Genomic DNA, 22,149 nt, shown 5'->3' on the forward strand with positions numbered 1-22,149 from the left:
GAGTCGCATGAAGGTCATGGCACAGATGGCGATGGTGATGAACCTCGACAAGTGCATCGGCTGCCACACCTGCTCGGTCACGTGCAAGCAGGCGTGGACGAACCGCACGGGCGTCGAGTACGTCTGGTTCAACAACGTCGAGACGCGGCCCGGGGTGGGGTACCCGCGCACGTACGAGGACCAGGAGAAGTGGGGCGGCGGCTGGGTCCGCAACAAGCGCGGGCGCCTTCGTCTGAGGTCCGGGGGCCGGTTCACCAAGCTGTCGCACATCTTCTCGAACCCGAGGCTGCCGGAGATCCGCGACTACTACGAGCCCTGGACGTACGAGTACGACACCCTGCTGTCCGCGCCGCAGGGCGAGCACACGCCCGTCGCCCGGCCGATGTCCCTGCTCACGGGCAAGGCCATGCAGATCCACTGGTCGGCGAACTGGGACGACAACCTGGGCGGCTCGACCGAGACCATGGCGCAGGACCCCGTCCTGCAGCAGATGAGCGAGCAGGTGACCGCCGAGCTCGAGCAGGCGTTCATGTTCTACCTGCCGCGCATCTGCGAGCACTGCCTCAACCCGTCGTGCGTCGCGTCGTGCCCGTCGGGCGCGATGTACAAGCGGGCCGAGGACGGCATCGTGCTCGTCGACCAGGACCAGTGCCGCGGCTGGCGCATGTGCGTGTCGGGTTGCCCGTACAAGAAGGTCTACTTCAACCACAAGACCGGCAAGGCCGAGAAGTGCACGATGTGCTACCCGCGCCTCGAGGTCGGCCTGCCGACGGTGTGCTCGGAGACCTGCGTCGGCCGCCTGCGGTACCTCGGGCTCGTGCTGTACGACGCCGACCGCGTGCTGGAGGCCGCGTCCGTCGAGGACCCCGCCGAGCTGCTCGACGCGCAGCGGTCCGTGCTGCTCGACCCGCATGACCCGGCCGTGGTGGCCGCCGCGGAGGCCGAGGGCATCCCGCACGACTGGGTGCTCGCCGCGCAGCGGTCGCCGATCTGGGCGCTCATCTCGACGTACCAGGTGGCCCTGCCGCTGCACCCCGAGTACCGGACCATGCCGATGGTCTGGTACATCCCGCCGCTGTCCCCCGTGGTCGACGTGGTCACCGGGTCGGGCAACGACGGCGAGGACGCCCGGACGCTGTTCGCGGCGATCGACCGGCTGCGCATCCCTGTCGAGTACCTCGCGGGGCTGTTCACCGCGGGCGACACCGCCCCCGTCACGGCCGTGCTGCAGAGGCTCGCCGCGATGCGGGCGCACATGCGCAACGTCAACCTCGGCACCGACCAGGACCCGCGCATCGCGCAGGCCGTCGGCATGACGGCCGACGAGCTCGAGGCCATGTACCGGCTGCTCGCGATCGCCAAGTACGAGGACCGGTACGTCATCCCGCCCGCGCACGCCGAGTCGGCCCGCGCGCTGGAGGAGACGGCGACCGGGTGCTCCCTCGACGTCGACGGCGGGCCGGGCATGGGCGGCGCGGGCCGGTTCGGCTCCTCGTCGGGCCGTCCGGTGCGTGCCGCCGTCGAGACGTTCCACGCGCTGCGCAACCGGCAGACGGCCGACCGGCCCGCCGGCGCGTCGCAGCCCGCGCGCGTCAACCTGCTCAACTGGGACGGCAACGGCGCCCCTCCGGGGATGTTCCCGCCGGAGAAGGGCGAACCGGGGTACGGCGACGGACCGGAGCGGCGCCCGTGAGCCGCCGCGCCGGCACCGGCCGCCCGCCGTCGTTGCCGTTCCTCGACCCGGTCGACACCCACCCGGGAGAGCGCGTCGTCGCGCACATGGCCGCGTCGCTGCTGCTCGACTACCCGACGCCCGAGCTGCGTGCGCGGCACGGCCTGCTGCGGGACTCGACGGCGATCCTGCCGCGGGCGGTCGCGGGCGCGTTCGCCGCGTTCCTCGACGCCGCCGACGCGCTCGACCTCGACACCCAGCAGGTGCACTACGTCGAGACGTTCGACCAGCGCCGCCGCTGCGCGCTCTACCTGACGTACTACGCGGCGGGCGACACCCGGCGGCGCGGCATGGCCCTCGTGACGTTCGTCGAGGCCTACCGGGCGTGCGGGTGGGAGCCGCGCGACGACGAGCTGCCCGACCACCTGCCGACCGTCCTCGAGCTGTCCGCACGCGACCCCGGCCCCGTCGCCGACGCGCTGCTCGGCACGCACCGCGCCGGCATCGAGCTGCTGCGCTCGGCCCTGCACCACGTGGGCAGCCCGTACGCGCACGTCCTCGACGCCGTGTGCCTCACGCTGCCCGCGGTCGACGAGGCGACGGCCGCCCGGTTCGCCGACCTCGTCTCGGCGGGCCCGCCGAGCGAGACGGTCGGCCTGTCCGCACCCCTGCTCCCGTTCCCGACCGTGCGCTCGTCCAACCACCAGGAGGTACCGGCATGACCACGCGAGACGTGCTGCTGTGGGTCGTGGTCCCGTACGTCGCGGGCGCGGTGTTCGTCGTCGGGCACCTGTGGCGGTACCGCTACGACCGCTTCGGCTGGACCACCCGGTCGTCGCAGGTCTACGAGTCGCGGCTGCTGCGGGCCGGGTCGCCGATGTTCCACGTCGGGATCCTCATGGTGATCGGCGGGCACGTCGTCGGCCTCCTGATCCCCCGTCCGTGGCTCGAGGCCGTGGGCGTCACCGAGCACGCGTACCACCTGGTCGCGACGTGGGCAGGGACCCTCGCGGCCGTGCTGACGCTCGCCGGGCTCGCGATCCTCGTCTACCGGCGGCGGACCGTCGGACCCGTGTTCCTCGCGACGACCCGCATGGACAAGCTCATGTACGTCGTCCTCGGCGCGACGCTCGCGTTCGGCACCACCGCGACCGTGATGTTCCAGCTGCTCGGCGACGCGTACGACTACCGCGGGTCGATCTCGCCGTGGGTCCGCAGCCTGCTCACGTTCCAGCCCGACCCGTCGCTCATGGCCGACGTGCCGCTCGCGTTCCAGCTGCACGTGCTGTGCGCGATGTCGCTGTTCGCCCTGTGGCCGTTCACGCGGCTCGTGCACGTGTTCTCCGCGCCCGTCGGCTACCTCACCCGGCCGTACATCGTCTACCGGACCAAGGACGACGCCCACCTCGGCAGCCGCGTCCCCCGCCGGGGCTGGGAGCGCGTCGAGCGCCCCGGCGCCCGCCGCTGACCTTCACCACCGATCCGCACCGAACGACAGGAGAGACCCATGACCGCCGAGAACATCGAGATCCTCACGACCGCCCCGGTCGCCGAGCCCGCCGGCCACACGTGCGGCTGCGGCGGCCACGACGAGGCCGACCCGGTGCTCGACGTCCGCCCCATCCCGCACGCCATCCGCCACGCGACCGTGTTCGGCGCGTTCGACGCCATCGCGCCCGGCGGCTCGCTGGTCCTCGTCGCGCCGCACCTGCCCCGCCCGCTCATCGCCCAGCTCCGCGAGCGCGCCGAGCTCGACGTCGAGGTCCTCGTCGACGGGCCGGAGGCATGGCACGTCCGCCTGACGCGACTGAGCTGACTGCCGTCAGGCGCCCTGGGGCCGGACCGCGGCGTCGAGCGCACCGCGCAGCCCCGGCGCGTCGAACCGCGGCCCGTACCCCGGCGTGCCGGGCTCGATGCGCCAGCTCTCGTCGAGCGGACCGCCGTCGACGGCGTCGTAGCCGATCGTGTCGATGAACGCGGCTGCCCCGACCTTGGCGTCGTGGTCGTCGCCGAAGATCGCGAGCGCCCGCCGGTCCGGCGTGCCTGCGGGGACGCCCTGCGAGCCGAGGTCGGCGGCGGTGATGTGGTTGAACGCCTTGACGACGTGCGCGTCGCGCAGGTGCCGGGCCAGCAGGCCGGCGCTCGTGATCTGCTGCGCGTCGAGCTCGGGGATGTGGCCGTCGCGCTGCCAGTAGTAGTTGTTCGTGTCGAGCACGAGCTTGCCGGCGAGCGGCTCGACGGGGATGTCGTCGACCGCCTTGACCGGCACGGACACGACCACGAGGTCGCCCGCCGCGGCCGCCTCCTGCGCGGTGCCGGCGCGCGCCCGGTCGCCGAGCTCCTCGACGAGCCCGGTGAGCGTCTCCGGCCCGCGCGAGTTCGACACCACCACGTCGTACCCGGCGGCCACCGCGAGCCGCGCGAGGGTGCCGCCGATGTTGCCGCTGCCGATGATCCCGAGTGTCGTCATGCCGGGCTCAACGGCCGGCCCCGCGGTGGTGTTCCGAGTCGCGCGACGCCGTGCTCAACTTTGCGCCCGCCTGCACCGATGCCCCGACGTGACCTTCGCGATCGCCGGCGCGCTGCCGCCGGGTACGGTCCTCACGGACCCGGTGCTGCCCCTCCTGCACCTGCTGACCTACGCCGGCGCCACCGCGGCGCTCACGCTCGGGATGGGCTGGCTGAGCCTGTGGCGCCTGCGCGAGCGGATGATCCGGCAGGCCGTGAAGCGGGACCCCCGGAACGCGGACGAGATCCGTCGGGCGGTCCGCTCCGTCCCGGTGCTCTCCCTGTGGCGGCGGCCGGACCCACCGCCGAGCGACCCGTACGCCCTGACGCACCGGGTCGTCGTCTGGCCGCTCGGCGACGGCCGGCCGGGAGAGTCGTTCCGCGCTCCGGGCCCCAACGTCGCGGCGGGCCCCTTGGGCACGGACGGCCAGCGCCAGGACGTGCGCGTGGTCCTGGCTCCTCGCACGCACCTCCTCGTCGTGTGCCTCGGCCGCGTCGGGCCGCGCGACGGCGGCGACGCGGTGGAGCCCGCTGCCGAGCGGGTCCACGCGGCCCGCGCGCACTACACCGCCCCGCAGGCGGCGATCGGGCCGGTCGACCGGGTGGACACCCCGGCGGGGGTCGGGTGGCGCACGACGTGCACGTTCGGGGGTGCGTCGACGCTCACGGACACGCACGTCGACCACGACGGGTGGGCGTTCGTCGTGGGCGTGCTGTCGTACTCGTGGCACGCGCGAGCTGTCGACGTGGCCGACCGCATCCTCGCGAGCTGGCAGTGGATCCCGGCCGACGCGGAGCTCGCCCGCTGGACGCCGTCGGGGGGCTGAGGTGCGTCAGCCGCCCCGGTTCGGCGGCTCGAAGTGGACGCCGTCGTGCCCGGCCCGTTCCTCGGCCCGGATGACGTGCATGACGGCGTTGATGAGCGCGAGGTGCGTGAACGCCTGCGGGAAGTTGCCGAGGTGCCGGCCGGACCGGGTGTCGATCTCCTCGGCGTACAGGTTGAGGGTCGACGCGAACGACAGCAGCCGCTCGCACAGTGCCCGCGCGCGTTCGAGCTCGCCGATCTCGACGAGCGCGCTGACCAGCCAGAACGAGCAGATCGTGAACGTGCCCTCCTCGCCCTCGAGCCCGTCGTCGGTCTCGTCGACCTTGTACCGCAGCACCAGGCCGTTCACGGTGAGCTCGTCGGCGATCGCGAGGACGGTCGCGCGGACGCGCTTGTCGCTCGCGGGCAGGAACCGCAGCAGCGGCAGGAGCAGCAGCGACGCGTCGAGCGCGTCGGACCCGTAGCGCTGGACGAACACGCCGCGGTCGTCGACGCCGTGCTTGCAGATGTCGGCGTGGATCTCGGCGGCGATCTTGGCCCACTGCGTCGCGAAGTCGGGCTCGTCGTGCATGCGGGCGAGCCGTGCGCCGCGGTCGAGCGCGACCCAGCACATCAGCTTGCTCGACACGAAGTGCTGCGAGTCGCCGCGGACCTCCCAGATGCCGCGGTCGGGCTCGTGCCAGTGCTTGACGGCCTCCTCGACCTGCCGCTTGAGCACGGGCCACAGGGCCTCGGGCAGCTGCTCGCGCGACTTGGCGTGCAGGTAGACGGAGTCGAGGACGGCACCCCAGACGTCGTGCTGCCGCTGCTCGTAGGCGGCGTTGCCGACCCGCACGGGACGGGCGCCCTCGTACCCGGACAGGTGGTCGAGCTCGATCTCGTCGAGCTTCTCCTCGCCGCCGACGCCGTACATGATCTGCAGGTCCTTGTTGTCCCGGCAGACGTCGTGGATGAACGCGAAGAAGTCGTTCGCCTCCCGGTCCAGGCCGAGCGTGTACAACCCCCACAGGGCGAACGTCGAGTCCCGGATCCACGCGTAGCGGTAGTCCCAGTTCCGTTCGCCGCACGGGGTCTCCGGCAGGCTCGTCGTCGCCGCGGCCAGCAGGGCACCGGTCGGCGCGTACGTGAGGCCCTTGAGCGTGAGCGCACTGCGCTGCAGGTAGGTGCGCCACGGGTGGTCCGGGAAGACGCCCTGCGTGATCCACTCGCGCCAGAACTCCTGCGTGCGCCAGAGCTCGTCGGCCGCCTCGTCCCACGTGGCGGGGTTGGGCAGGGGCGACCACCCGAGCGCGACGTACGCCTTGTCGCCGTTCACCATGCGGGTGCGGGCCGACGCCGTGCGGCCGTCGACGCCCAGCCGCAGGCTCGACGTGAGCCGCAGCGTCGGGCCGGACGCCCCTTCGGGCGGTGCCGCGACGAGCTCGTTGTACCCGCTGTTCGCGTACTCCCACCGGGGCTCGCGACGCGCGTAGTCCGGTGCGGGCGCGCACTCGACCTCGAGGTCCACGGTGCCGCTCACGCACGTGACCGTCCGCAGCAGGACGTGCTCGGCGTCGTTGTCCGTCGGGGTGCGGCGGTGGGTCGCGGACCGCTCGTCGGTGTTGTGCCAGGGGCCCATCACCATCGCGTCCCGCACGATGAGCCAGCCCGTGGGCGTCTGCCACGTGGTCTCCAGCACGAGCGTGCCGGGCAGGTAGCGGCGGGCCGACGGGACCCGGATGCCGTGCGGCCCGACGCGGAACGAGCCGGCCGCCCGGTCGAGCAGCGCCGTGAAGATGCTCGGCGAGTCGGGCCGGGGGACGCACATCCACTCGACGGCACCGCTCGGGGCGATGAGGCAGTTCGACTCGCAGTCGGACAGGAACGCGTAGTTCGCGATCGGCGGGAACGACGACCGGTGGGTCGGGTCCGGCCGGCGGTCGGTCACGAGCGGGGCCATGGTCCAGCGTGGCCCCGTCGTGCCGGACTTGTCTGCTCGTGCAGGTAAATTCTGCTCGCCGGCGTGCCCCGGCACCGTCGTCGTGCGAGGTGAGACGGTCATGGCGCGCCGCGGTCGAGGACCGGACACACCGCCGTGCTGCCGGTGTCGGTCCGCGGTCGTAGGCTCCTGCGGCGTGGCGGTGCACGAGCTCACCCGGGACGACGCGCGGCGGGTCGCCGTGCGCGCGCAGCGGCTGACGGCCGACCGGCCGACGGACGTGCACGACACGGTCCGTGAGCTCTCGCTGCTGCAGCTCAACCCGACGAGCGCGGTGGCGCCGAGCGCCGACCTGGTGCTGTGGAGCCGGATCGGCTCGGCGTACGACCCGGACGAGCTCGCGGACGCGCTCGACGACCAGTCGCTCCTGGAGTACCGCGGCACGGTGCGCCCGGCCGAGGACCTGGCCCTGTACCGCGCCGAGATGGCGGTGTGGGCGGCGGGCGAGCTCACCGGGTGGCAGCGCGCGAACGTCGAGTGGCTGCGCCGGAACCAGGCCTGCCGCCTGGACATCCTCGAGCGGCTGCGCGCCGACGGCCCGCTGCCGCTCAGCGAGCTGCCGGACCTGTGCGTCGAGCCGTGGCAGTCGTCGGGCTGGAACAACAACCGCAACGTCACGATGATGCTGCACGTCATGGTCCGCACCGGCGAGGTCGCCGCTGCGGGCGGGACCGGCAAGGAGCGGCTGTGGGACCTCGCCGAGCGCGTGTACCCCGACGGTCCGGTGCCGCCCCTGGAGGAGTCGCTGCGACTGCGCGACGAGCGGCGGCTCGGTGCGCTCGGCATCGCGCGCTCGCGCGGCCCGGAGTGCCCCGTCGAGCCGTTGGACGTCGGCGAGGCGGGCGAGCCCGCAGTCGTCGAGGGTGTCCGGGGGCGGTGGCGGGTCGACCCGTCGCACCTCGACGCGGTGCAGGACGGGACGTTCGACGGGCGGGCGGCGCTGCTGTCCCCGTTCGACCGGCTGCTGCACGACCGCAAGCGGATGACGGAGATCTTCGAGTTCGAGTACGCGCTGGAGATGTTCAAGCCGGCCCGGGTGCGGCGGTGGGGCTACTACGCGCTGCCCGTGCTGCACGGGGACCGGCTGGTCGGCAAGCTCGACGCGACGGCCGACACCCGTGCGGGCGTGCTGCGCGTGCACGCGGTGCACGAGGACGGCGACTGGTCGGCCGCGACGAGGGCCGACGTCGACGCCGAGATCGCCGACCTGGCCCGCTGGCTCGACCTGGACCTCGTCCGCGAGACGTGACGGGCGCCGCGCCCCCGACGAGGGGACGCGGCGCCCGGGTCATGCGGTGACGGTCACGGCGTGATCGTCAGCGGCGTCCCGCCCGACGTGAGCTGCCAGTCGGGGTTGGTCGCCGAGAACAGCGCCGGGTCGATCACCTGGTGCTCGGTCACCCAGTCGATGAGCAGCTGCCGGATCTCGAGCTGCCGGTTGTGCACCACGGGTGCACCGACGACGCCCGGGAAGTTCCCGCCGCCGGACTGCCGGTAGTTGTTGATCGCGACCACGAACTGCTGGTCGTCGGTCACCGGCACACCGCCGTACGCGAGCCCGGTGATGCGGCTGCCGACGGGCTGCGCCAGGTCGATGTCGTAGGTCAGCGGCTGGTCGAGCCCGCCCATGACGTCGTAGTTGTAGTCCGGCGTGCCGTTGGGCGCGGTCGCCGTCGGCGCGTTGGTGAGGTCGGCCGCCGCGTACGTGCCGGGCGTCGGTGCGGGCTTGAAGTACTCGGCCGACTTCTCGAGGTACGCCTTGACCTGCGCGCCCGTGAGCTTGATGCCCAGGAGCGTGTTGTCGTAGATGTACAGCCCGGCGATGTCGCCGACGGTGACGTCGCCCTGGGGGATCGCCGCGTCCTTGTTGAACGGGGCCGCGATCGACAGCACAGGCAGGTCGGCGTCGGCGCCGGTGAGGTCGGCCTTGACGGTCTCGGCCTGCACCCGGTTGATGAAGTCGAGCGCCGAGGTGTCCTCGTACCGGGCGGTCGCGGCCGACATGGCCTCGGTCGCCGTGCCGATCACGCTGTTCACGTAGTCGACGGCCTTCTGGTGGTCGGCCTGCAGCAGGCGGACGATCTTCGGGTCCTCGGGCACGGTGTTCGAGTTGAGCACCTGCGCGTGCACCTGCTGCACGGACCACCGGCCCCGGGCGAACGACAGGTCGATGTCGAACACCGACAGCCGCTCGCCCCACTTGAGCGGCTCGGACAGCACGACGGGCTTGCCGGTCGCCGTGTTGGTGACGACCCGCTCGGGGATCTCCTGGTGCGCGTGGCCCACGAGGATCGCGTCGATGCCGGGCACCTGCTGCGCGACGAGCGTCGCGGCGTTCTCGGGGAACGGCAGCGCGTCGCCGTAGGACGACGACGTGTCGGCCCCGGAGTGCGCAGCGACGACGACCACGTCCGCGCCCTTGCGGCGCATCTCGGGGACGTACCGCGACGCCTGCTCGACGAGCCCGTCGAAGTGCATCTTGCCCTCGACGTTGGCCTTGTCCCAGATCGCGATGCCGGGGTTCGTCAGGCCGAGGATGCCGACGCGCACCGCTCGTCCGTGGTGCCCGGTCACGGTCTTGATGGTGTAGGGGCGGAAAGCGGGGCGGCCGGTGCCGTCGTCGAGCGCGTTCGCCGCGAGCAGCGGGAAGTCGAGCTGCTTCTCGAAGGTCCGCAGGTACGGGACGCCGTAGTTGAACTCGTGGTTCCCGACGGCGGCGGCGTCGTAGCCGATCGCGTTCATCGCGGTCGCCATCGGGTGCTCGACCTTCTTCGAGATCGGCTCGATCTTGGCGAAGTAGTACGCGAGCGACGTGCCCTGGATGGTGTCGCCGGCGTCGATGAGCAGCGTGTTGCGCGCACCACGGTCGGCGCGGACCTGGTTGACGAGCGTCGAGACCTTCGCGAGACCCACGTCGTTGTGGGCGCTGTCGTCGTACTCGGCGTCCTTGAAGTAGTCCCAGTTCAGGGCGTTGCCGTGCAGGTCCGTGGTGCCCATGACGGTGAGGCGGTAGTCGTCGGACGGTCCGTGCCCGGGACCGCCACCGTGCCCGCCGCCGGGCCCACCACCGGCCATCGCGGGCGAGGCGAGCCCGACGAGCAGGGCCGTGGCTGCCGCCACCACCCCGCCTCGGACCCTGCGACGCTGCAGGTTGGTCATCCTCATGCCTGAGTCCTCCCGTGCTGTCGGTTGTGCACCGGGTTGCGGTGCGACGCGCACGGTACCTCGGACGGGTGACGCGGGCGCCTCGACCGGGTGGCCGCCGGGCGAACGCCCAGGTCAGGACGCTGCCCGCACGAGAGCCGCCTGCTCAGTACCGGAACTGCGTGACCAGCTCGGTCAGCTCCGCCGACACCTGGGCGAGGTCGTCGGCCGCGCCGCGCGAGTCCGCGACGGACGCCCGCGTGGCCCGTGCGACGTCGACGACGCCCTCGATGCTCTCGGTGATCCGCGCCGTCCCGGACGCGGCGTCCGCGACCCCGCGGTCCATCGCCGCGGTCGTCGCCGTCTGCTCCTCGACGGCGGCGGCGATCGTCGCCTGGTGCTCGTTCATCTGCGTGATGACGCCCGCCACGGTGGCGATCGCCCCGACGGCACCGGCGCTGTCCTCCTGGATCGCGGTGATCCGGGACGTGATGTCGTCGGTCGCGCGCGCCGTCTGCCCCGCGAGCTCGCGCACCTCGGACGCGACGACGGCGAACCCCTTGCCGGCCTCGCCCGCGCGCGCCGCCTCGATCGTGGCGTTGAGCGCGAGCAGGCTCGTCTGCGCCGCGATCGACGAGATGACGTGCACCACGTCGCCGATCGCCTTGCTCGACTCGCCGAGCCGCTCGATGGTCGTGGTCGCGCTGGTCACGGTCGTGACGGCCCGGTCGGCGACCGCCGACGCGTCCGTCGCGCTCTGCGCGATCGCGCGGATCGACGAGCCCATCTGCTCGGTGCCCGCCGCGACGGCCTGCACGGTGTCGGACACCTGCCGGGACGCGGCGGCGACCGACTCGGCCTGCTCGGACGACTGGTTCGCACCGGCGGCGACCTGCTCGGACAGGGCCGCCACCCGCTGGCTCGTGCCGCGCAGACCGTCGGCCCGGTCGGCGAACGTCGACAGCACGCCGCCGAACGCCGTCAGCGCCTCGTCGAGCGAGCGCGACATCCGGCCCATCTCGTCCTGAGACGTGCCGCCGATGCGCGCCGTGAGGTCGCCGGCCGCGGCGGACTCGAGCACGTCGACGGCCCGGGCGAGCGGACGGGTCACGCTCCGGGTGACGCTGATCGCGATGACGACGGAGATGGCCACGCCGATCGCGGCCGCGCCGAGGCTCATCGCGCGGAAGCCGCCGGCGATCGCCCGAGCCTGCGTGGTCTGGGCCGCGTTCATGTCGTCCTCGAGCCGGATGAGGTCGTCGAGGGCCGCGAGCCACTCGTCGAACGCGGGCTTCGCGGCCTCGGCGATCACGCGGCTCATCTGCGGGTCCTGGTCCTGACGCATCTGCACGACGCGTGCGATCACGGGCAGCGTGCGCGACTCGACGTCGTCGATCGTCGCGAGCGCGTCGAGCTCCGTCTCGGAGACGGCAGAACGGTCAGCGACAAGGTCGGCCATCTTGGCGCGCGCCGCCGAGTAGGCGTCCGCCTCCTCGCCGAGGTGGGCGATCTCCTTGTCCAGCAGGTGCTGGTCGCGCGCCACGATCAGGACGACGTCGCGGATCGAGACGGCCTGGGCGTTCACCGAGCTGCGCATGTCGATCGCGTAGCTCTGCTTGACGCCGTTGACGTCGTTGATCGTGCTCAGCCGCTCCTCGACCTGCGCCACGCGCAACGTGCCGAGCAGCGCGATCGCGAGCACGCACAGGATCGACGCGCCGAAGCCGAGCGCCATGCGGCGACCGATGCCGGGGCGGACGACACGCGCGACCGCGGGCACGACGCCGCGCACGGCACCGCTCAGTCGGCCGACGGCGGCACGGATCAGCTGCACGAGCTCCTCCTTGGGCGCACAGGGCGCGGACGCACCCGTGTGGCCCATCGGCCGGCCCGGACGTCGCATGAGAAGTTTCGATACCTGGCGCGGACCCGTCCCCCGTCCGCAGGTCGGAGCGTCGCGAGGGCCGTGCCACACTGCGCACGTGAGCGACGACGCGAGCCGGACGGGGCCCTCGGTCGGCCGCGGGGTGCAGTCGCGGATCTACCGCGCGGGCGTGCTCGGGCACGGGCCCGTCGTGCCCGTCGAGCCCGCCGCGCTCGAGGCCGCCGCCCGCCGCCGGATGAGCCGGTCCGCGTGGGCGTACGTCGCGGGCGGCGCCGGGCAGCAGCGCACCGCGCGCGCCAACCTCGAGGCGTTCGACCGGCACCGGCTCGTGCCGCGCGTGCTCGTCGACGTCGGGGCGCGCGACACGTCCGTCGAGCTGTTCGGCCGTCGCCTCCCGGCACCGCTGCTGTTCGCACCCGTCGGCGTCCTGGAGACGGTCCACCGCGAGGCGGACGTGGCCGCGGCGCGGGCCGCTCGCGCGCTCGGCCTGCCGTTCGTCGTGTCGTCGCAGGGGTCGGTGCCGATGGAGCGGACCGCGGCCGAGCTCGGCGGGTCTCCGCACTGGTTCCAGCTGTACTGGAGCAAGGACGACGACGTCGTCGACTCGTTCGTCGACCGGGCCGTCGCCACGGGGGCCGAGGCGGTCGTCGTCACGCTCGACACCCACGTGCTGGGCTGGCGGACCCGCGACCTCGACCTCGGCTACCTGCCGTTCGCGCGCGGGCTGGGCATCGCGCAGTACACGAGCGACCCCGCGTTCCGGCGGCTCGTCGAGCGGCGCGCCTCCGGTCCGCGCCCGACGCAGCCGTCGCCGCGCCCGACCCCCGCTGCCGTGCGCGCGCTCGTCTCGATCTCCCGGCACCACCCGGGTCGGTTGCGCGACAACCTGCGCTCCCCGCTCCCCCGCGCGGCGGTCGAGACGTTCCTCGACGTGTTCTCCCGGTCGACGCTCACGTGGGACGACCTCGCGCGCCTGCGGTCGCGCACGTCGCTGCCGATCGTGCTCAAGGGCGTGCAGGACGCACGCGACGCGGACCTCGCGCTCGACCACGGCGTCGACGGGATCGTCGTGTCGAACCACGGCGGGCGGCAGGTCGACGGCGCGGTCGCGTCGCTCGATGCGCTGCCGGGGGTCGTCGAGCGGGTCGACGGGCGGGTGCCTGTGCTGTTCGACAGCGGCGTGCGCAGCGGGTCGGACGTCGTGAAGGCGCTCGCGCTGGGCGCCCGTGCGGTGCTCCTCGGGCGGCCGTGGGTGTACGGGCTCGCACTCGCCGGGGCCGACGGTGCCCGTGCCGTGATGGAGCACGTGTGGGCCGAGCTGGACCTCACGATGGCGCTGTGCGGGGTGCGCACGCTCGACGAGATCGGCCCCGACCTGCTCGCCTAGGCCTCGCGTCCCAGCCAGGCGCCCATCGTCGCGAGCGCACCGGGCGCACGGTGGTCGCCGACCCCGCGGCCGGCTACCTCGGCTCCGAGATCGACGACGCGTCGCTCACCGCCGGGCCGGGCACGCGCCTCGGCTTTACCACGCTCGCGGAGTGGCTGACCGCCTGAGGCCTTGGGGGGCCTGCCCGTGTGGGTGGGCCCCCGTAGCGTGACCGGAGCAGCACCGACGCGAGGAGGAGCCATGACCGACCAGCGCACCTACCCGCCGGGCGTGACGTCCTGGGTCGACATCGAGCAGCAGGACGTCGAGCGCGCCAAGGCGTTCTACGGCCCGGTGCTCGGGTGGACGTTCCAGGACGCTACCCCGCCCGGCCTGCCGTCGCGGTACGTCATCGCGCAGGTCGACGGACGGGACGCGGCGGGCATCGGCGGCCCCGCCGAACCGACGGGTCCGGCACCGGGCGACCCGGGCTGGCACACGTACGTCGCGGTCGACGACATCGCCGCCGCCCTCGACCGCGCGACCGCCGCCGGGCTGGTCGAGAGGACCGGCCCCACGGTCGCCGGCGAGGGTGGCACGTGGGCCGAGCTCGCCGACCCGCAGGGCGCGACGCTGCGACTCTGGCAGGCGAAGCGGCGCCTCGGCGCCCAGGTCGTCAACACGCCCGGCGCCTGGAACTTCAGCGACCTGCACACGAGCGACGTCGCCGCCGCGCGCGAGGTGTACGAGCGCGCGTTCGGCTGGCAGACCGTCGACCTGGGCTGGGCGGTGATGATCCGCGTGCCCGGCTACGGCGACCACCTCGTCGCGACCGTCGACCCGGGCATCCGCGAGCGCCAGGCGGACGTCCACACACCGGTCGGGTTCGAGGACGCGATCGGCTGGGTCGCACCGCTCGGCGCGGGCGAGACGCCGCACTGGCACGTGTCGTTCTCCGTCGCCGACCGGGACCGGACCGCCGACCTGGCCCGCGAGCACGGCGGCGAGGTGCTCGGCACCGACGAGTCGATGTGGGCCCGCACGGCGACGATCCGCGACCCGCAGGGCGCCACGTTCACCGCGAGCCAGTTCACGCCGCCCGAGTGACGCCGGGGTCGGGCGCCCCTCCCGGGCGACCCACCCGGGCGACGCCTCGACTGTGCGTCGACGACCGGCGAACCGCGGCCGCCGACCCGGCGCGCACCCCGGGAACGTCGGCGATGATGGGGCGATGACCGACGGCACGGCGCTGCAGGGCCGGTTGCTCGTCGCGACGCCGCGCCTGCAGGAGGACACGTTCTACCGGACGGTCATCCTGCTGCTCGACCACGGCGACCACGGCGCAGTCGGCGTGGTGCTCAACCGCCCGTCGTCGGTCGACGTCGGCGAGGTCCTCCCGGCGTGGCACGCGCACGTCAGCTCGCCACCGCAGCTGTTCCAGGGCGGGCCGGTCGGCCTCGACGGCGCGATGGGTGTCGCGTCGCTGCTGCCGGGCGCCGTGCCGACGAACGGGGTCGACCGCATGACCGGCCCGTTCGGCCTCGTCGACCTCGACGCCGACCCGGACCTCGTCGTGCCGCACGTCGACGGTGTCCGCGTGTTCGCGGGCTACGCCGGCTGGGGCGAGGGCCAGCTCGAGGACGAGCTCGCGGAGCGCGCGTGGTTCGTGGTCGACGCGCTGCCCGACGACGTGCTCACGCCGACGCCGTCGCAGCTGTGGCGGCGGGTGCTGCGCCGGCAGGGCGGCGACCTGGCGATCGTCTCGACCTACGCGGACGACGCCAGCCTCAACTGACCCGGCGGCACCCGACCGGCCCGGCGCTCGACCGCCGAGGGCCGGGAACGGCAGCAGCACCGGCCGACGGGGGCCGGTGCTGCTGCCGTGGTGCGAGGCGGGAACGTCAGTGCGCGAGCGCGGGCACGTCCTCGATCCCGGCGGGCCCCTCGGCCGCCCTCGCGGCGGCCGCCCGCTCGGCGCGCGCCGCCCGGTCGGCCCGGGCGCGGAACAGCACCCCGGTGAGCACCGCACCGAGCAGGAAGATCCCCGCGGACCACCCGTACGCGACCGCGAAGCTGTGCAGCGCCCCCTCGGCGACCACCTGCGGCGACACGGGACCGTGGTCGGCGAGGTACGCCGTCGCGGCCGTGGCAGCGAGCGTGTTGAGCACGGCGGTGCCGATCGCGCCGCCGACCTGCTGGCTGGTCGACACCATCGCGGACGCGGCGCCGGCCTGCCGGGGAGTGATGCCGAGCGTCGCGATCTGGAACGACGCGGGCATGATCGAGCCCATCGCGATGCCCATGAGCACGAGCCCCACGAGCACGCGCCCGTACCCGCTGTCGAGCTCGAGGGTCCGGAACCAGACCATCGCGAGCGCCGCCGTGACCATGCCCGTCGGCACGAGCAGCTTGGGCCCGAGCCGGGGCACGAGGATGTTCGACTGGATCTGCGCGGTGATCACGAGCGTCACGATCATCGGCAGGAAGGCGGTCCCGGTCTGCATCGGCGTGTACCCGAGCGTCAGCTGCAGGTAGTAGGTGAGGAACAGGAACACGCCGAACATGCCGGACCCGGCGACGAGGATCGCGAGGAACCCTGCGCCGCGGTCGCGGTCGAGCACGATGTCGAGCGGCAGCAGCGGGTACTGCGCGCTGCGCTGCCGGATCACGAACGCGACGAGCAGCACGACGCTCGCGGCGAGCGAGCCCCACACCGCGGGCGCGTCCCACCCCTGCGGCTCGGCCTGCGAGAAGCCGAACACGAGCGCGAACAGCCCGCTCGACGCGAGGAGCACGCTGGGCACGTCGAGCCGGGTCTCGTGCCGCTCGGCGGTGCGGGACAGGAGCACGGATCCGGCGACGAACGCGACGACGGCGATCAGCACGTTGACGTAGAGGTTCCAGCGCCAGTTGAAGTTCTCGGTGAGGTACCCGCCGAGCAGCAGGCCGATGGCACCGCCCATCCCGGCGATGGCCCCGAACACGCCGAACGCGCGGGCGCGCTCCTTCGGGACGGTGAACGTGGTGGTGAGCACGGACAGTGCGGCCGGCGCGAGCACGGCAGCGAAGACGCCCTGCAGGGCACGCGCCCCGACGAGCAGCTCGAACGTCTGCGCGGCGCCGCCGAGGGCCGACGCGGCGGCGAACCCGACGAGGCCGACGAGGAACATGCGGCGGCGCCCGAACATGTCGGCGAGCCGTCCGCCGAGCAGCAGCAGGCTGCCGAAGGCGAGGGCGTAGGCGGTGACGACCCACTGGCGGTCGTTGTCGGTGAAGCCGAGGTCCGCCTGGGCGGACGGCAGCGCGATGTTCACGATGGTCGCGTCGAGCACGACCATGAGCTGGGCGAGCGCGACGGTCGCGAGGACGAGCCAGCGGCTGCGGCTGGCGAGCGACGCGCCCGACGGCGCGGGCGGCGCGGAGGTGGTGGAGGTGGAAGACATGCGAACGCTCCTGGAGATGTCTCGGATGCGGTGCCGCCAACCTATTACAGAACTCGCTAGTTCCGGAACCCCCAAGTTCCGGAACTTTTGCGTTCCGCATCCGTCGAGGCGCGGTACCGTGGCCCCAGACGCACGACGACGAGAGGCGGCACCACGGTGGACGACAGCGCGACCGCAGTCGCCCGCCGCCCCGGGCGCCGCCGTGACGACTCGAAGGACGACGCGATCCTCGACGCCGCGCGCGAGCTGCTCGCCGAGCGCGGGTTCGACGGCATGACGATGGACGCGGTCGCCGAGCGCGCCGGCGCCGGCAAGGCGACCGTCTACCGCCGCTGGCCCTCGAAGGTCGAGCTCACGGTCGACGCGATCGTGTGCGCGCGTGGTGTTCGGATGACGATCGACGACGTGCCGGACACCGGCACGCTGCGCGGCGACCTGCTCGCCGTGCGGTTCGGCCGCCGCCGCGGGGACTCGAACGCGCTCATGTCGGGCCTCATGTCGGTCGTCAAGGACGACCCGCGGCTCGGCGCCGTGTTCCACGAGCAGTTCGTCCGCTCGCGCGTCACGCTCATGCGCGACCTGCTGGAGCGCGCACGGCTGCGCGGCGAGCTCCGCGACGACGTCGACCTCGAGATGGTGTCGCTGGTCGCACCGGCGATGATCAGCTACCGCAAGCTCGTCGAGGGCGGCTTCGTGGACGAGGAGTTCGTCGTCCGCATGATCGATGCGGTGATCCTGCCGCTCGTCATGGCGTCGCCGGCGCGCGTTCCCTGAGCTCGCCCGACACCAGGACGCTCCAGTCCCCGCGCACCGCGACGGCGGTCCGGGCGCACGTCTTCCCGTCGAAGGCGGCGACCACGGTGCCGTCCTGCTTGGTCACCACGACGCCCGTGCCCGCGCACCCCGACCGGTCGAGCGTGACGTCCGAGCTGGGCTCGACGTCGAGCACCTCGTCGGTCCCCTCGATGGTCACGGTCAGGCGCTCGCTCGTGTAGTTCGAGAACTCGGCGCCCGGCCCCCCTCCACCACAGCCCGCCGTCACCATGACGACGACCGCACCGACCACCACGAAACGCGCGCGCACCTACGACCTGCCTCACCGCCGGGACCGAGCGCCGGCCCTCCACCGGTCGGACCGGAGCGGTCGACGGGCGCGGACGACCACCGGGCGGGAGCCCGGTGGGTCACGTGGAGGTGCCGGCAGGCGGATCCTCGCAACCGGTCGCGGCGCCTGTCAGCAGTACCGGTCGGTACGTCTGCTGCGAAACGTTTTGGCAGGTCAGCCCGGCTCTAGGACCCCGGCGCGCTCGTCGTGAGGTCGTCCGTCACGTACACGTTCCAGTCCGCGCGGACCATGAGGTGCGTCGTCGGGCAGATCTTCCCGTCGAACGACGCGATCACCGTGCCGTCGTCGCGCGTCACGACGACGCCGCTGCCCACGCACCCGCCCTCGGACAGCTGCGCGTCCGACGCGGGCGGCAGCGCCAGCACGTGGTCCGTGCCCGTGATGCTCACGGTGACCTGCTGGTCCGTGTAGTTCTCGAAGCCCGCGTGCGACCCGCCACCGCCGACCAGGCCGCAGCCGGCGACGGGCAGCACCGCGACGGACAGCACCGCGACGGACAGCACGGCGACGGCGCTCCGTCCGCGCACCTGGTCCTCCTCTGCTCGGAACCACGCGGATCGTCGCAGCAGCCCCCGCGGGCCCGTGAGCCGCCGAGCGGGCGACATCGGCGCGCAGACGGGTGGATCACGCGCCTTCCTGTCCTCCCCACGGGTGACGCACGCCAGGGACCTAGGTCCCACCCCGTCCGGGCGAGCGACGGCGATGCTCGCGCCGTGGCGGTCACCCCAGCGACGACGACGAAGCGGCGCGCCCGCCGAGGCCCCGGCTGGGTCCCGCACCAGCACGGCGCGTGGGCGATGCTCGTCGTGCCGGTGGTCGTCGGGGCGGTGCTCGCGGGCCCAACGTGGCGGCACGCGCTCCTTCTCGTGACATGGCTGGTCGCCTACCTCGCGTTCCACGCGACCGGGCTGTGGCTCAAGGCCTCCCGACGACCGCGCTGGTGGCCGCCCGTCCGCGCGTACGGGCTGGCCACGGCCACCCTCGGGGTCGCGCTCGTGCTCGCCGCGCCGTCGCTGCTGGCCTGGGCCCCGGCGTTCCTCGCGCTGCTCGCCGTCAGCCTCGTGTGCTCGGCGAGGCGTGCGGACCGGTCGTGGCTCAACGACACCGTCACGGTCGTCGCGGCGGCGCTCATGACGCCTGTCGCGGCGACGCTCGGCCCGTCGTGGACCGCGCCGGACGCCAGGGCGTGGCTCGCCGGCGGGCTCCTCGCCGCGTACTTCCTGGGCACGGTCCCGTACGTCAAGTCGCTCATCCGCGACCGGGGCAGCCGACCGGTGCTGGTGGTGTCGTCGGGCTTCCACCTCGCGCTGGTCGTCGCCGCGGGCGCCGCGGCCGTGGCGGGCGGCCCGCAGGTGCTGGTCGTCGTCGCGATCGCGCTGCTCGCCCGCGCCGTGCTGGTGCCGCGGCTGCGGCCGTGGCCGAGCGCGAAGGCGATCGGGGTCGGCGAGATCGTCGCGACCGCCGCGGTGACGGCCGTGACCCTCGCCGTCGTCTGACACGACCGCTTCCCGGGCGGCACCCGTCGCGGTCGATGACCACGAGCCGCGCGTCGCGGTGCGCGATCGGCACCTCCCGGCGCTCTCGCCGTGATCGTCAGGCCGGGGGGATGTTCTGGTTCAGGCGGAACACGTTGTCGGGGTCCCAGGTCCGCTTGACCTCCCGGAGCCGCGCATAGGTCGCCTCGCCGTACGCACGGTGCACGCCCGCGGGGCCCTCGTCGGCGGTCGCGTTGACGTAGGCGCCGATGCTCCACGGCTCGAACATCGCGGCCGCACGCCGGCAGGCCGCCACGAGGCGCTCGTCGTCGGCGGGGTCGTCCCAGCGGGCGCCGACGTCGAGCTCGAACCGGGCGTGGCGGTGCGGGAAGGCCGTCGCGGCGGGGTCGACCTCGGCGATGGCCCCGCCGTACGTCGTGAGGGTCACGACGCCGTCCTGCGTGGCGGCGTGGCCGACGAACGCCTGCAGGGCCTCGTCGGGCAGGTCGGTGACGTAGTGGTTCTTGCCGTAGCGGCGGTGGCCGTAGCCCGAGGCGTCGTCGGACCGGGACTGCAGCTCGACGTACGTCATCTCCTCGACGCGGGGGTCGGCCGGCCGGCCGAGGTCCTCGAGCGCCCGGACCAGCGGCGCCGCGTCGGCGGGCGGACCGACCCACACGAACCCCAGCGTCAGCGGGCCACCGGCCCACACGGTCGCGTGCGCCGTGGCGCGGGTCGGCAGGTCGTGCGCGGCGGCGAGCCAGGCTCGCAGCGCACCGAGGCCCGTCGCGGGATCGAGGTCCACCTCCGCCGAGAGGGCCTGGGTGCCGACGTCGTGCAGCCTGAGGTCGAAGCGAGTGACGACGCCGAAGTTGCCGCCGCCGCCGCGCAGGGCCCAGAACAGGTCGGGGTGCTCGTCCGCCGACGCGTGGACGAGGTCGCCGTTCGCCGTCACGACGTCGAAGCCGAGCGCGTTGTCGCAGGTCAGACCCACGTGGCGGGCGAGCCAGCCGACGCCTCCGCCGAGCGCCAGGCCGCCGATGCCGGTGTGCGACACGATGCCCGCGGTCGTCGCGAGGCCGTACGGCTGGGTCGCCGCGTCGAGCGAGCCGAGCAGCGCGCCGCCCTCCACGTGCGCGGTGCGGGCACCCGGGTCGACGAACACGGTGCGCATGCGCGAGAGGTCGATCATGAGGCCGTCGTCGGGCACCGCGTGGCCCGCGGCGCTGTGCCCGCCGCAGCGGACGCCGAGCGGGAGCGCGAGCTCCTGAGCCACCCGGACGGCCATGCGCACGTCCTGCGGTCCGGCGCACCGGACCACGTAGCGGGGGCGGCGGTCGACCGTGCCGTTCCACACGGTGCGGGCCTCGTCGTACCCGGGCGAGCCCGGGACAAGGACGTCGCCGTCGAACCTGGCGGGCAGTGCTCCGGCCACGGGCATGCCACCGACTCTGGCGCCCGGACGACCGAGCGGCAAGGGGACGGGCCCGTCAGCCCAGGTCCCACCAGCGCAGCACGCGCAGCGCCCGCAGCGTCACCCAGCGGCTCGGCTCACCCTCGGTGTCGCCGAAGCCGAACAGGGTCGGCCCCTCGTGGACGTTCTCGAGAGCCCACCGGCCGTCGGTGTCGGCCTTCGAGCGCAGCAGCGTGATCGCGTCCTCGAGCCGCGGGTCCCGGCGGTCGGCGACGCGGAAGTGCTCGAGCCCGCGCAGCACGTCGTGGAACCAGCGGACCGGGAACGACAGCATCGTCATGCGCGGGTCGGCGACGCCGCCGTCGGAACGCCGCCGGTACAGCCCACGGTCGAGCAGGTACTCCTCCCCCGTCCGCCGGGCCTCGCTGACGGCGTCGGACGAGCCACCGGCCCGCTCCCACGCGAGCAGGCCCTCGACCGTGCAGATCGTCGAGTGGAAGGACGACACGGACGCCCCGTACTCCGCCCAGCAGTTCCAGCCGCCGTCGTCGAGGCGCGTCCGCACGAGCGTCTCGGCGATCGCGTCCCCGCCCTGGCCGAAGTACGCCGCGACCGCGAGCGCGACGCCGTTGATGCAGGGCTCGACCTCGCCGTCGAAGTACGGCTCGCCGGCGTGGTCCCAGCGGACGTGCGCGCGGACCAGCTCGACGGCGCGCTGCGCCTGCGGCGACGCCGGGTCGAGGCCGAGCTCGGTGAGCTGTTGCAGCGAGAAGTGCGTCGCGGTCCAGGCGTCGAAGAACGGGCGGTCCTCGTCGACCCAGCCGGGGCGGTAGGTGCCGCCGTCCCATCGGCCGTCGTCCGCCTGCTCGGCGAGGAGGCGGGCACCCCAGCCCTCGGTCGCGACGCGCGCGCGTTCCGCGGCGACGTCGTCGGGCGGGGCGTCGACGAGGTCCTGGAGGACCTGCCAGCGGATCGCCGGGTCGGAGTCCAGGAGCCAGGCGGTGACGTCCATGCCGCGAGCGTAGGACCGAAGGCCTGGGCGGCGCGGAGGTGGGCGCCGCGCGCCGGGCCCTTCGTCCCGAGTGGGTGACGCGGTGTGACCTGCCTCATCCCGACGGCTCCGGTCGCCCTGGGCCGAATGGCCCACGGGGTAGCTGTATGTGCCACGCACCCTGGTGTGGCACGCGAACGAGTCACCCGGGACACGGGTGGCCGTCGACCGAGTCCCCGCGATCGACAAAGGAGCGACGCATGACCACCACCCCCCACCCGGACCTGACCCCGGACCGCGACGAGCGCAGGCGCAAGCGCG

Annotated in this window: 20 protein-coding genes; 11 read left to right on the forward strand and 9 right to left on the reverse strand. The window is 73.6% G+C overall.

Annotation, left to right across the window (positions count from 1 at the left end; genetic code table 11):
* The first annotated feature begins 7 nt into the window (after positions 1-7).
* Genes narH through J7523_RS17185 form a run of 4 tightly spaced genes read left to right on the forward strand, consistent with a single transcriptional unit; the run spans position 8 to position 3,488 of the window.
* Entirely contained in the window at positions 8-1,693 is a 1,686-nt protein-coding gene (narH, locus tag J7523_RS17170; RefSeq protein WP_291889376.1) for a nitrate reductase subunit beta, read from the forward strand.
* The gene (gene narJ / locus J7523_RS17175; RefSeq protein ID WP_291889378.1) at positions 1,690-2,394 is read left to right on the forward strand and encodes a nitrate reductase molybdenum cofactor assembly chaperone; all 705 of its coding nucleotides are present in this window, start codon (positions 1,690-1,692) and stop codon (positions 2,392-2,394) included. The genes narH and narJ overlap by 4 nt, the downstream gene beginning before the upstream one ends.
* Positions 2,391-3,140 (forward strand): respiratory nitrate reductase subunit gamma, encoded by a 750-nt coding sequence (gene narI / locus J7523_RS17180; RefSeq protein WP_291889381.1) that lies wholly within the window; start codon positions 2,391-2,393, stop codon positions 3,138-3,140. Before narJ ends, narI begins: the two co-directional genes overlap by 4 nt.
* A gap of 39 nt (positions 3,141-3,179) precedes the next feature.
* The gene (locus J7523_RS17185) at positions 3,180-3,488 is read left to right on the forward strand and encodes a DUF2249 domain-containing protein (RefSeq protein ID WP_291889384.1); all 309 of its coding nucleotides are present in this window, start codon (positions 3,180-3,182) and stop codon (positions 3,486-3,488) included.
* 6 nt (positions 3,489-3,494) lie between these two features.
* Here the strand turns inward: J7523_RS17185 and J7523_RS17190 are convergent, their stop codons facing one another.
* Positions 3,495-4,142: an NAD(P)-binding domain-containing protein gene (locus J7523_RS17190; RefSeq protein ID WP_291889386.1), complete on the reverse strand. Its 648-nt coding sequence runs from the start codon at positions 4,140-4,142 to the stop codon at positions 3,495-3,497.
* Between the two features lie 88 nt (positions 4,143-4,230).
* Between J7523_RS17190 and J7523_RS17195 the strand changes: the two genes are divergently transcribed.
* A complete protein-coding gene (locus J7523_RS17195) occupies positions 4,231-5,007 on the forward strand; it encodes a hypothetical protein (RefSeq protein ID WP_291889389.1) in 777 nt (258 codons plus the stop codon).
* Between the two features lie 6 nt (positions 5,008-5,013).
* Here J7523_RS17195 and J7523_RS17200 read toward each other — a convergent pair whose 3' ends face one another.
* Entirely contained in the window at positions 5,014-6,945 is a 1,932-nt protein-coding gene (locus tag J7523_RS17200) for a glycoside hydrolase family 15 protein (protein ID WP_291889391.1), read from the reverse strand.
* A gap of 175 nt (positions 6,946-7,120) precedes the next feature.
* Here J7523_RS17200 and J7523_RS17205 point away from each other — a divergent pair, with 175 nt between their 5' ends.
* On the forward strand, positions 7,121-8,233 hold the full coding sequence (locus tag J7523_RS17205; protein WP_291889394.1) for a crosslink repair DNA glycosylase YcaQ family protein: 1,113 nt from the start codon (positions 7,121-7,123) through the stop codon (positions 8,231-8,233).
* A 53-nt stretch (positions 8,234-8,286) separates the two neighbouring features.
* Here the strand turns inward: J7523_RS17205 and J7523_RS17210 are convergent, their stop codons facing one another.
* Positions 8,287-10,149: a 5'-nucleotidase C-terminal domain-containing protein gene (locus J7523_RS17210; protein ID WP_291889397.1), complete on the reverse strand. Its 1,863-nt coding sequence runs from the start codon at positions 10,147-10,149 to the stop codon at positions 8,287-8,289.
* Positions 10,150-10,294: 145 nt separating this feature from the next.
* Positions 10,295-11,962, reverse strand: a complete 1,668-nt coding sequence (locus J7523_RS17215; RefSeq protein WP_291889400.1) for a methyl-accepting chemotaxis protein — start codon at positions 11,960-11,962, stop codon at positions 10,295-10,297.
* A 148-nt stretch (positions 11,963-12,110) separates the two neighbouring features.
* On the opposite strand from J7523_RS17215, the gene J7523_RS17220 reads away from it, so the two are divergent.
* The 3 genes from J7523_RS17220 to J7523_RS17230 all read left to right on the forward strand — a co-directional run bounded on the left by J7523_RS17220 (position 12,111) and on the right by J7523_RS17230 (position 15,174).
* Positions 12,111-13,400: an alpha-hydroxy-acid oxidizing protein gene (locus J7523_RS17220; protein ID WP_291889402.1), complete on the forward strand. Its 1,290-nt coding sequence runs from the start codon at positions 12,111-12,113 to the stop codon at positions 13,398-13,400.
* A 240-nt stretch (positions 13,401-13,640) separates the two neighbouring features.
* Positions 13,641-14,486 carry a VOC family protein gene (locus J7523_RS17225; protein ID WP_291889404.1) on the forward strand — a complete coding sequence of 282 codons (846 nt, stop codon included), beginning with the start codon at positions 13,641-13,643 and terminating at the stop codon, positions 14,484-14,486.
* Between the two features lie 124 nt (positions 14,487-14,610).
* The gene (locus tag J7523_RS17230) at positions 14,611-15,174 is read left to right on the forward strand and encodes a YqgE/AlgH family protein (protein WP_291889406.1); all 564 of its coding nucleotides are present in this window, start codon (positions 14,611-14,613) and stop codon (positions 15,172-15,174) included.
* Positions 15,175-15,280: 106 nt separating this feature from the next.
* On the opposite strand, the gene J7523_RS17235 is transcribed toward J7523_RS17230, so the two are convergent.
* Positions 15,281-16,822, reverse strand: coding sequence for an MFS transporter (locus J7523_RS17235; RefSeq protein WP_291889409.1), 1,542 nt, complete (start codon positions 16,820-16,822; stop codon positions 15,281-15,283).
* Between the two features lie 156 nt (positions 16,823-16,978).
* Here J7523_RS17235 and J7523_RS17240 point away from each other — a divergent pair, with 156 nt between their 5' ends.
* On the forward strand, positions 16,979-17,596 hold the full coding sequence (locus tag J7523_RS17240; RefSeq protein WP_291889412.1) for a TetR/AcrR family transcriptional regulator: 618 nt from the start codon (positions 16,979-16,981) through the stop codon (positions 17,594-17,596).
* On the opposite strand, the gene J7523_RS17245 is transcribed toward J7523_RS17240, so the two are convergent.
* Both J7523_RS17245 and J7523_RS17250 read right to left on the reverse strand, forming a co-directional pair.
* Positions 17,568-17,906, reverse strand: coding sequence for a hypothetical protein (locus J7523_RS17245; RefSeq protein ID WP_291889415.1), 339 nt, complete (start codon positions 17,904-17,906; stop codon positions 17,568-17,570). The two genes, J7523_RS17240 and J7523_RS17245, sit on opposite strands and share 29 nt — an antisense overlap.
* Positions 17,907-18,112: 206 nt before the next feature.
* Complete coding sequence (locus J7523_RS17250) at positions 18,113-18,475, reverse strand: hypothetical protein (protein WP_291889417.1); 363 nt, start codon at positions 18,473-18,475, stop codon at positions 18,113-18,115.
* Positions 18,476-18,661: 186 nt separating this feature from the next.
* Between J7523_RS17250 and J7523_RS17255 the strand changes: the two genes are divergently transcribed.
* Positions 18,662-19,444, forward strand: coding sequence for a YwiC-like family protein (locus J7523_RS17255; protein ID WP_291889420.1), 783 nt, complete (start codon positions 18,662-18,664; stop codon positions 19,442-19,444).
* 97 nt (positions 19,445-19,541) lie between these two features.
* Here J7523_RS17255 and J7523_RS17260 read toward each other — a convergent pair whose 3' ends face one another.
* On the reverse strand, positions 19,542-20,864 hold the full coding sequence (locus J7523_RS17260; RefSeq protein ID WP_291889422.1) for an FAD-binding oxidoreductase: 1,323 nt from the start codon (positions 20,862-20,864) through the stop codon (positions 19,542-19,544).
* 49 nt (positions 20,865-20,913) lie between these two features.
* A complete protein-coding gene (locus tag J7523_RS17265; protein WP_291889426.1) occupies positions 20,914-21,849 on the reverse strand; it encodes a hypothetical protein in 936 nt (311 codons plus the stop codon).
* Positions 21,850-22,149: the final 300 nt, after the last annotated feature.

The sequence above is a fragment of the Cellulomonas sp. genome (assembly GCF_017744555.1).
GTDB lineage: Bacteria > Actinomycetota > Actinomycetes > Actinomycetales > Cellulomonadaceae > Cellulomonas.

Bases quoted from the DNA above. Each gene is read 5' to 3' on its own strand.
- narH (WP_291889376.1), top strand. From the start codon at position 8: ATGAAGGTCATGGCACAGATGGCGATGGTGATGAACCTCGACAAGTGC.
- narI (WP_291889381.1), top strand. From the start codon at position 2,391: ATGACCACGCGAGACGTGCTGCTGTGGGTCGTGGTCCCGTACGTCGCG.
- J7523_RS17185 (WP_291889384.1), top strand. From the start codon at position 3,180: ATGACCGCCGAGAACATCGAGATCCTCACGACCGCCCCGGTCGCCGAG.
- J7523_RS17190 (WP_291889386.1), bottom strand. From the start codon at position 4,142: ATGACGACACTCGGGATCATCGGCAGCGGCAACATCGGCGGCACCCTC.
- J7523_RS17200 (WP_291889391.1), bottom strand. From the start codon at position 6,945: ATGGCCCCGCTCGTGACCGACCGCCGGCCGGACCCGACCCACCGGTCG.
- J7523_RS17210 (WP_291889397.1), bottom strand. From the start codon at position 10,149: ATGAGGATGACCAACCTGCAGCGTCGCAGGGTCCGAGGCGGGGTGGTG.
- J7523_RS17225 (WP_291889404.1), top strand. From the start codon at position 13,641: ATGACCGACCAGCGCACCTACCCGCCGGGCGTGACGTCCTGGGTCGAC.
- J7523_RS17230 (WP_291889406.1), top strand. From the start codon at position 14,611: ATGACCGACGGCACGGCGCTGCAGGGCCGGTTGCTCGTCGCGACGCCG.
- J7523_RS17235 (WP_291889409.1), bottom strand. From the start codon at position 16,822: ATGTCTTCCACCTCCACCACCTCCGCGCCGCCCGCGCCGTCGGGCGCG.
- J7523_RS17260 (WP_291889422.1), bottom strand. From the start codon at position 20,864: ATGCCCGTGGCCGGAGCACTGCCCGCCAGGTTCGACGGCGACGTCCTT.
- J7523_RS17265 (WP_291889426.1), bottom strand. From the start codon at position 21,849: ATGGACGTCACCGCCTGGCTCCTGGACTCCGACCCGGCGATCCGCTGG.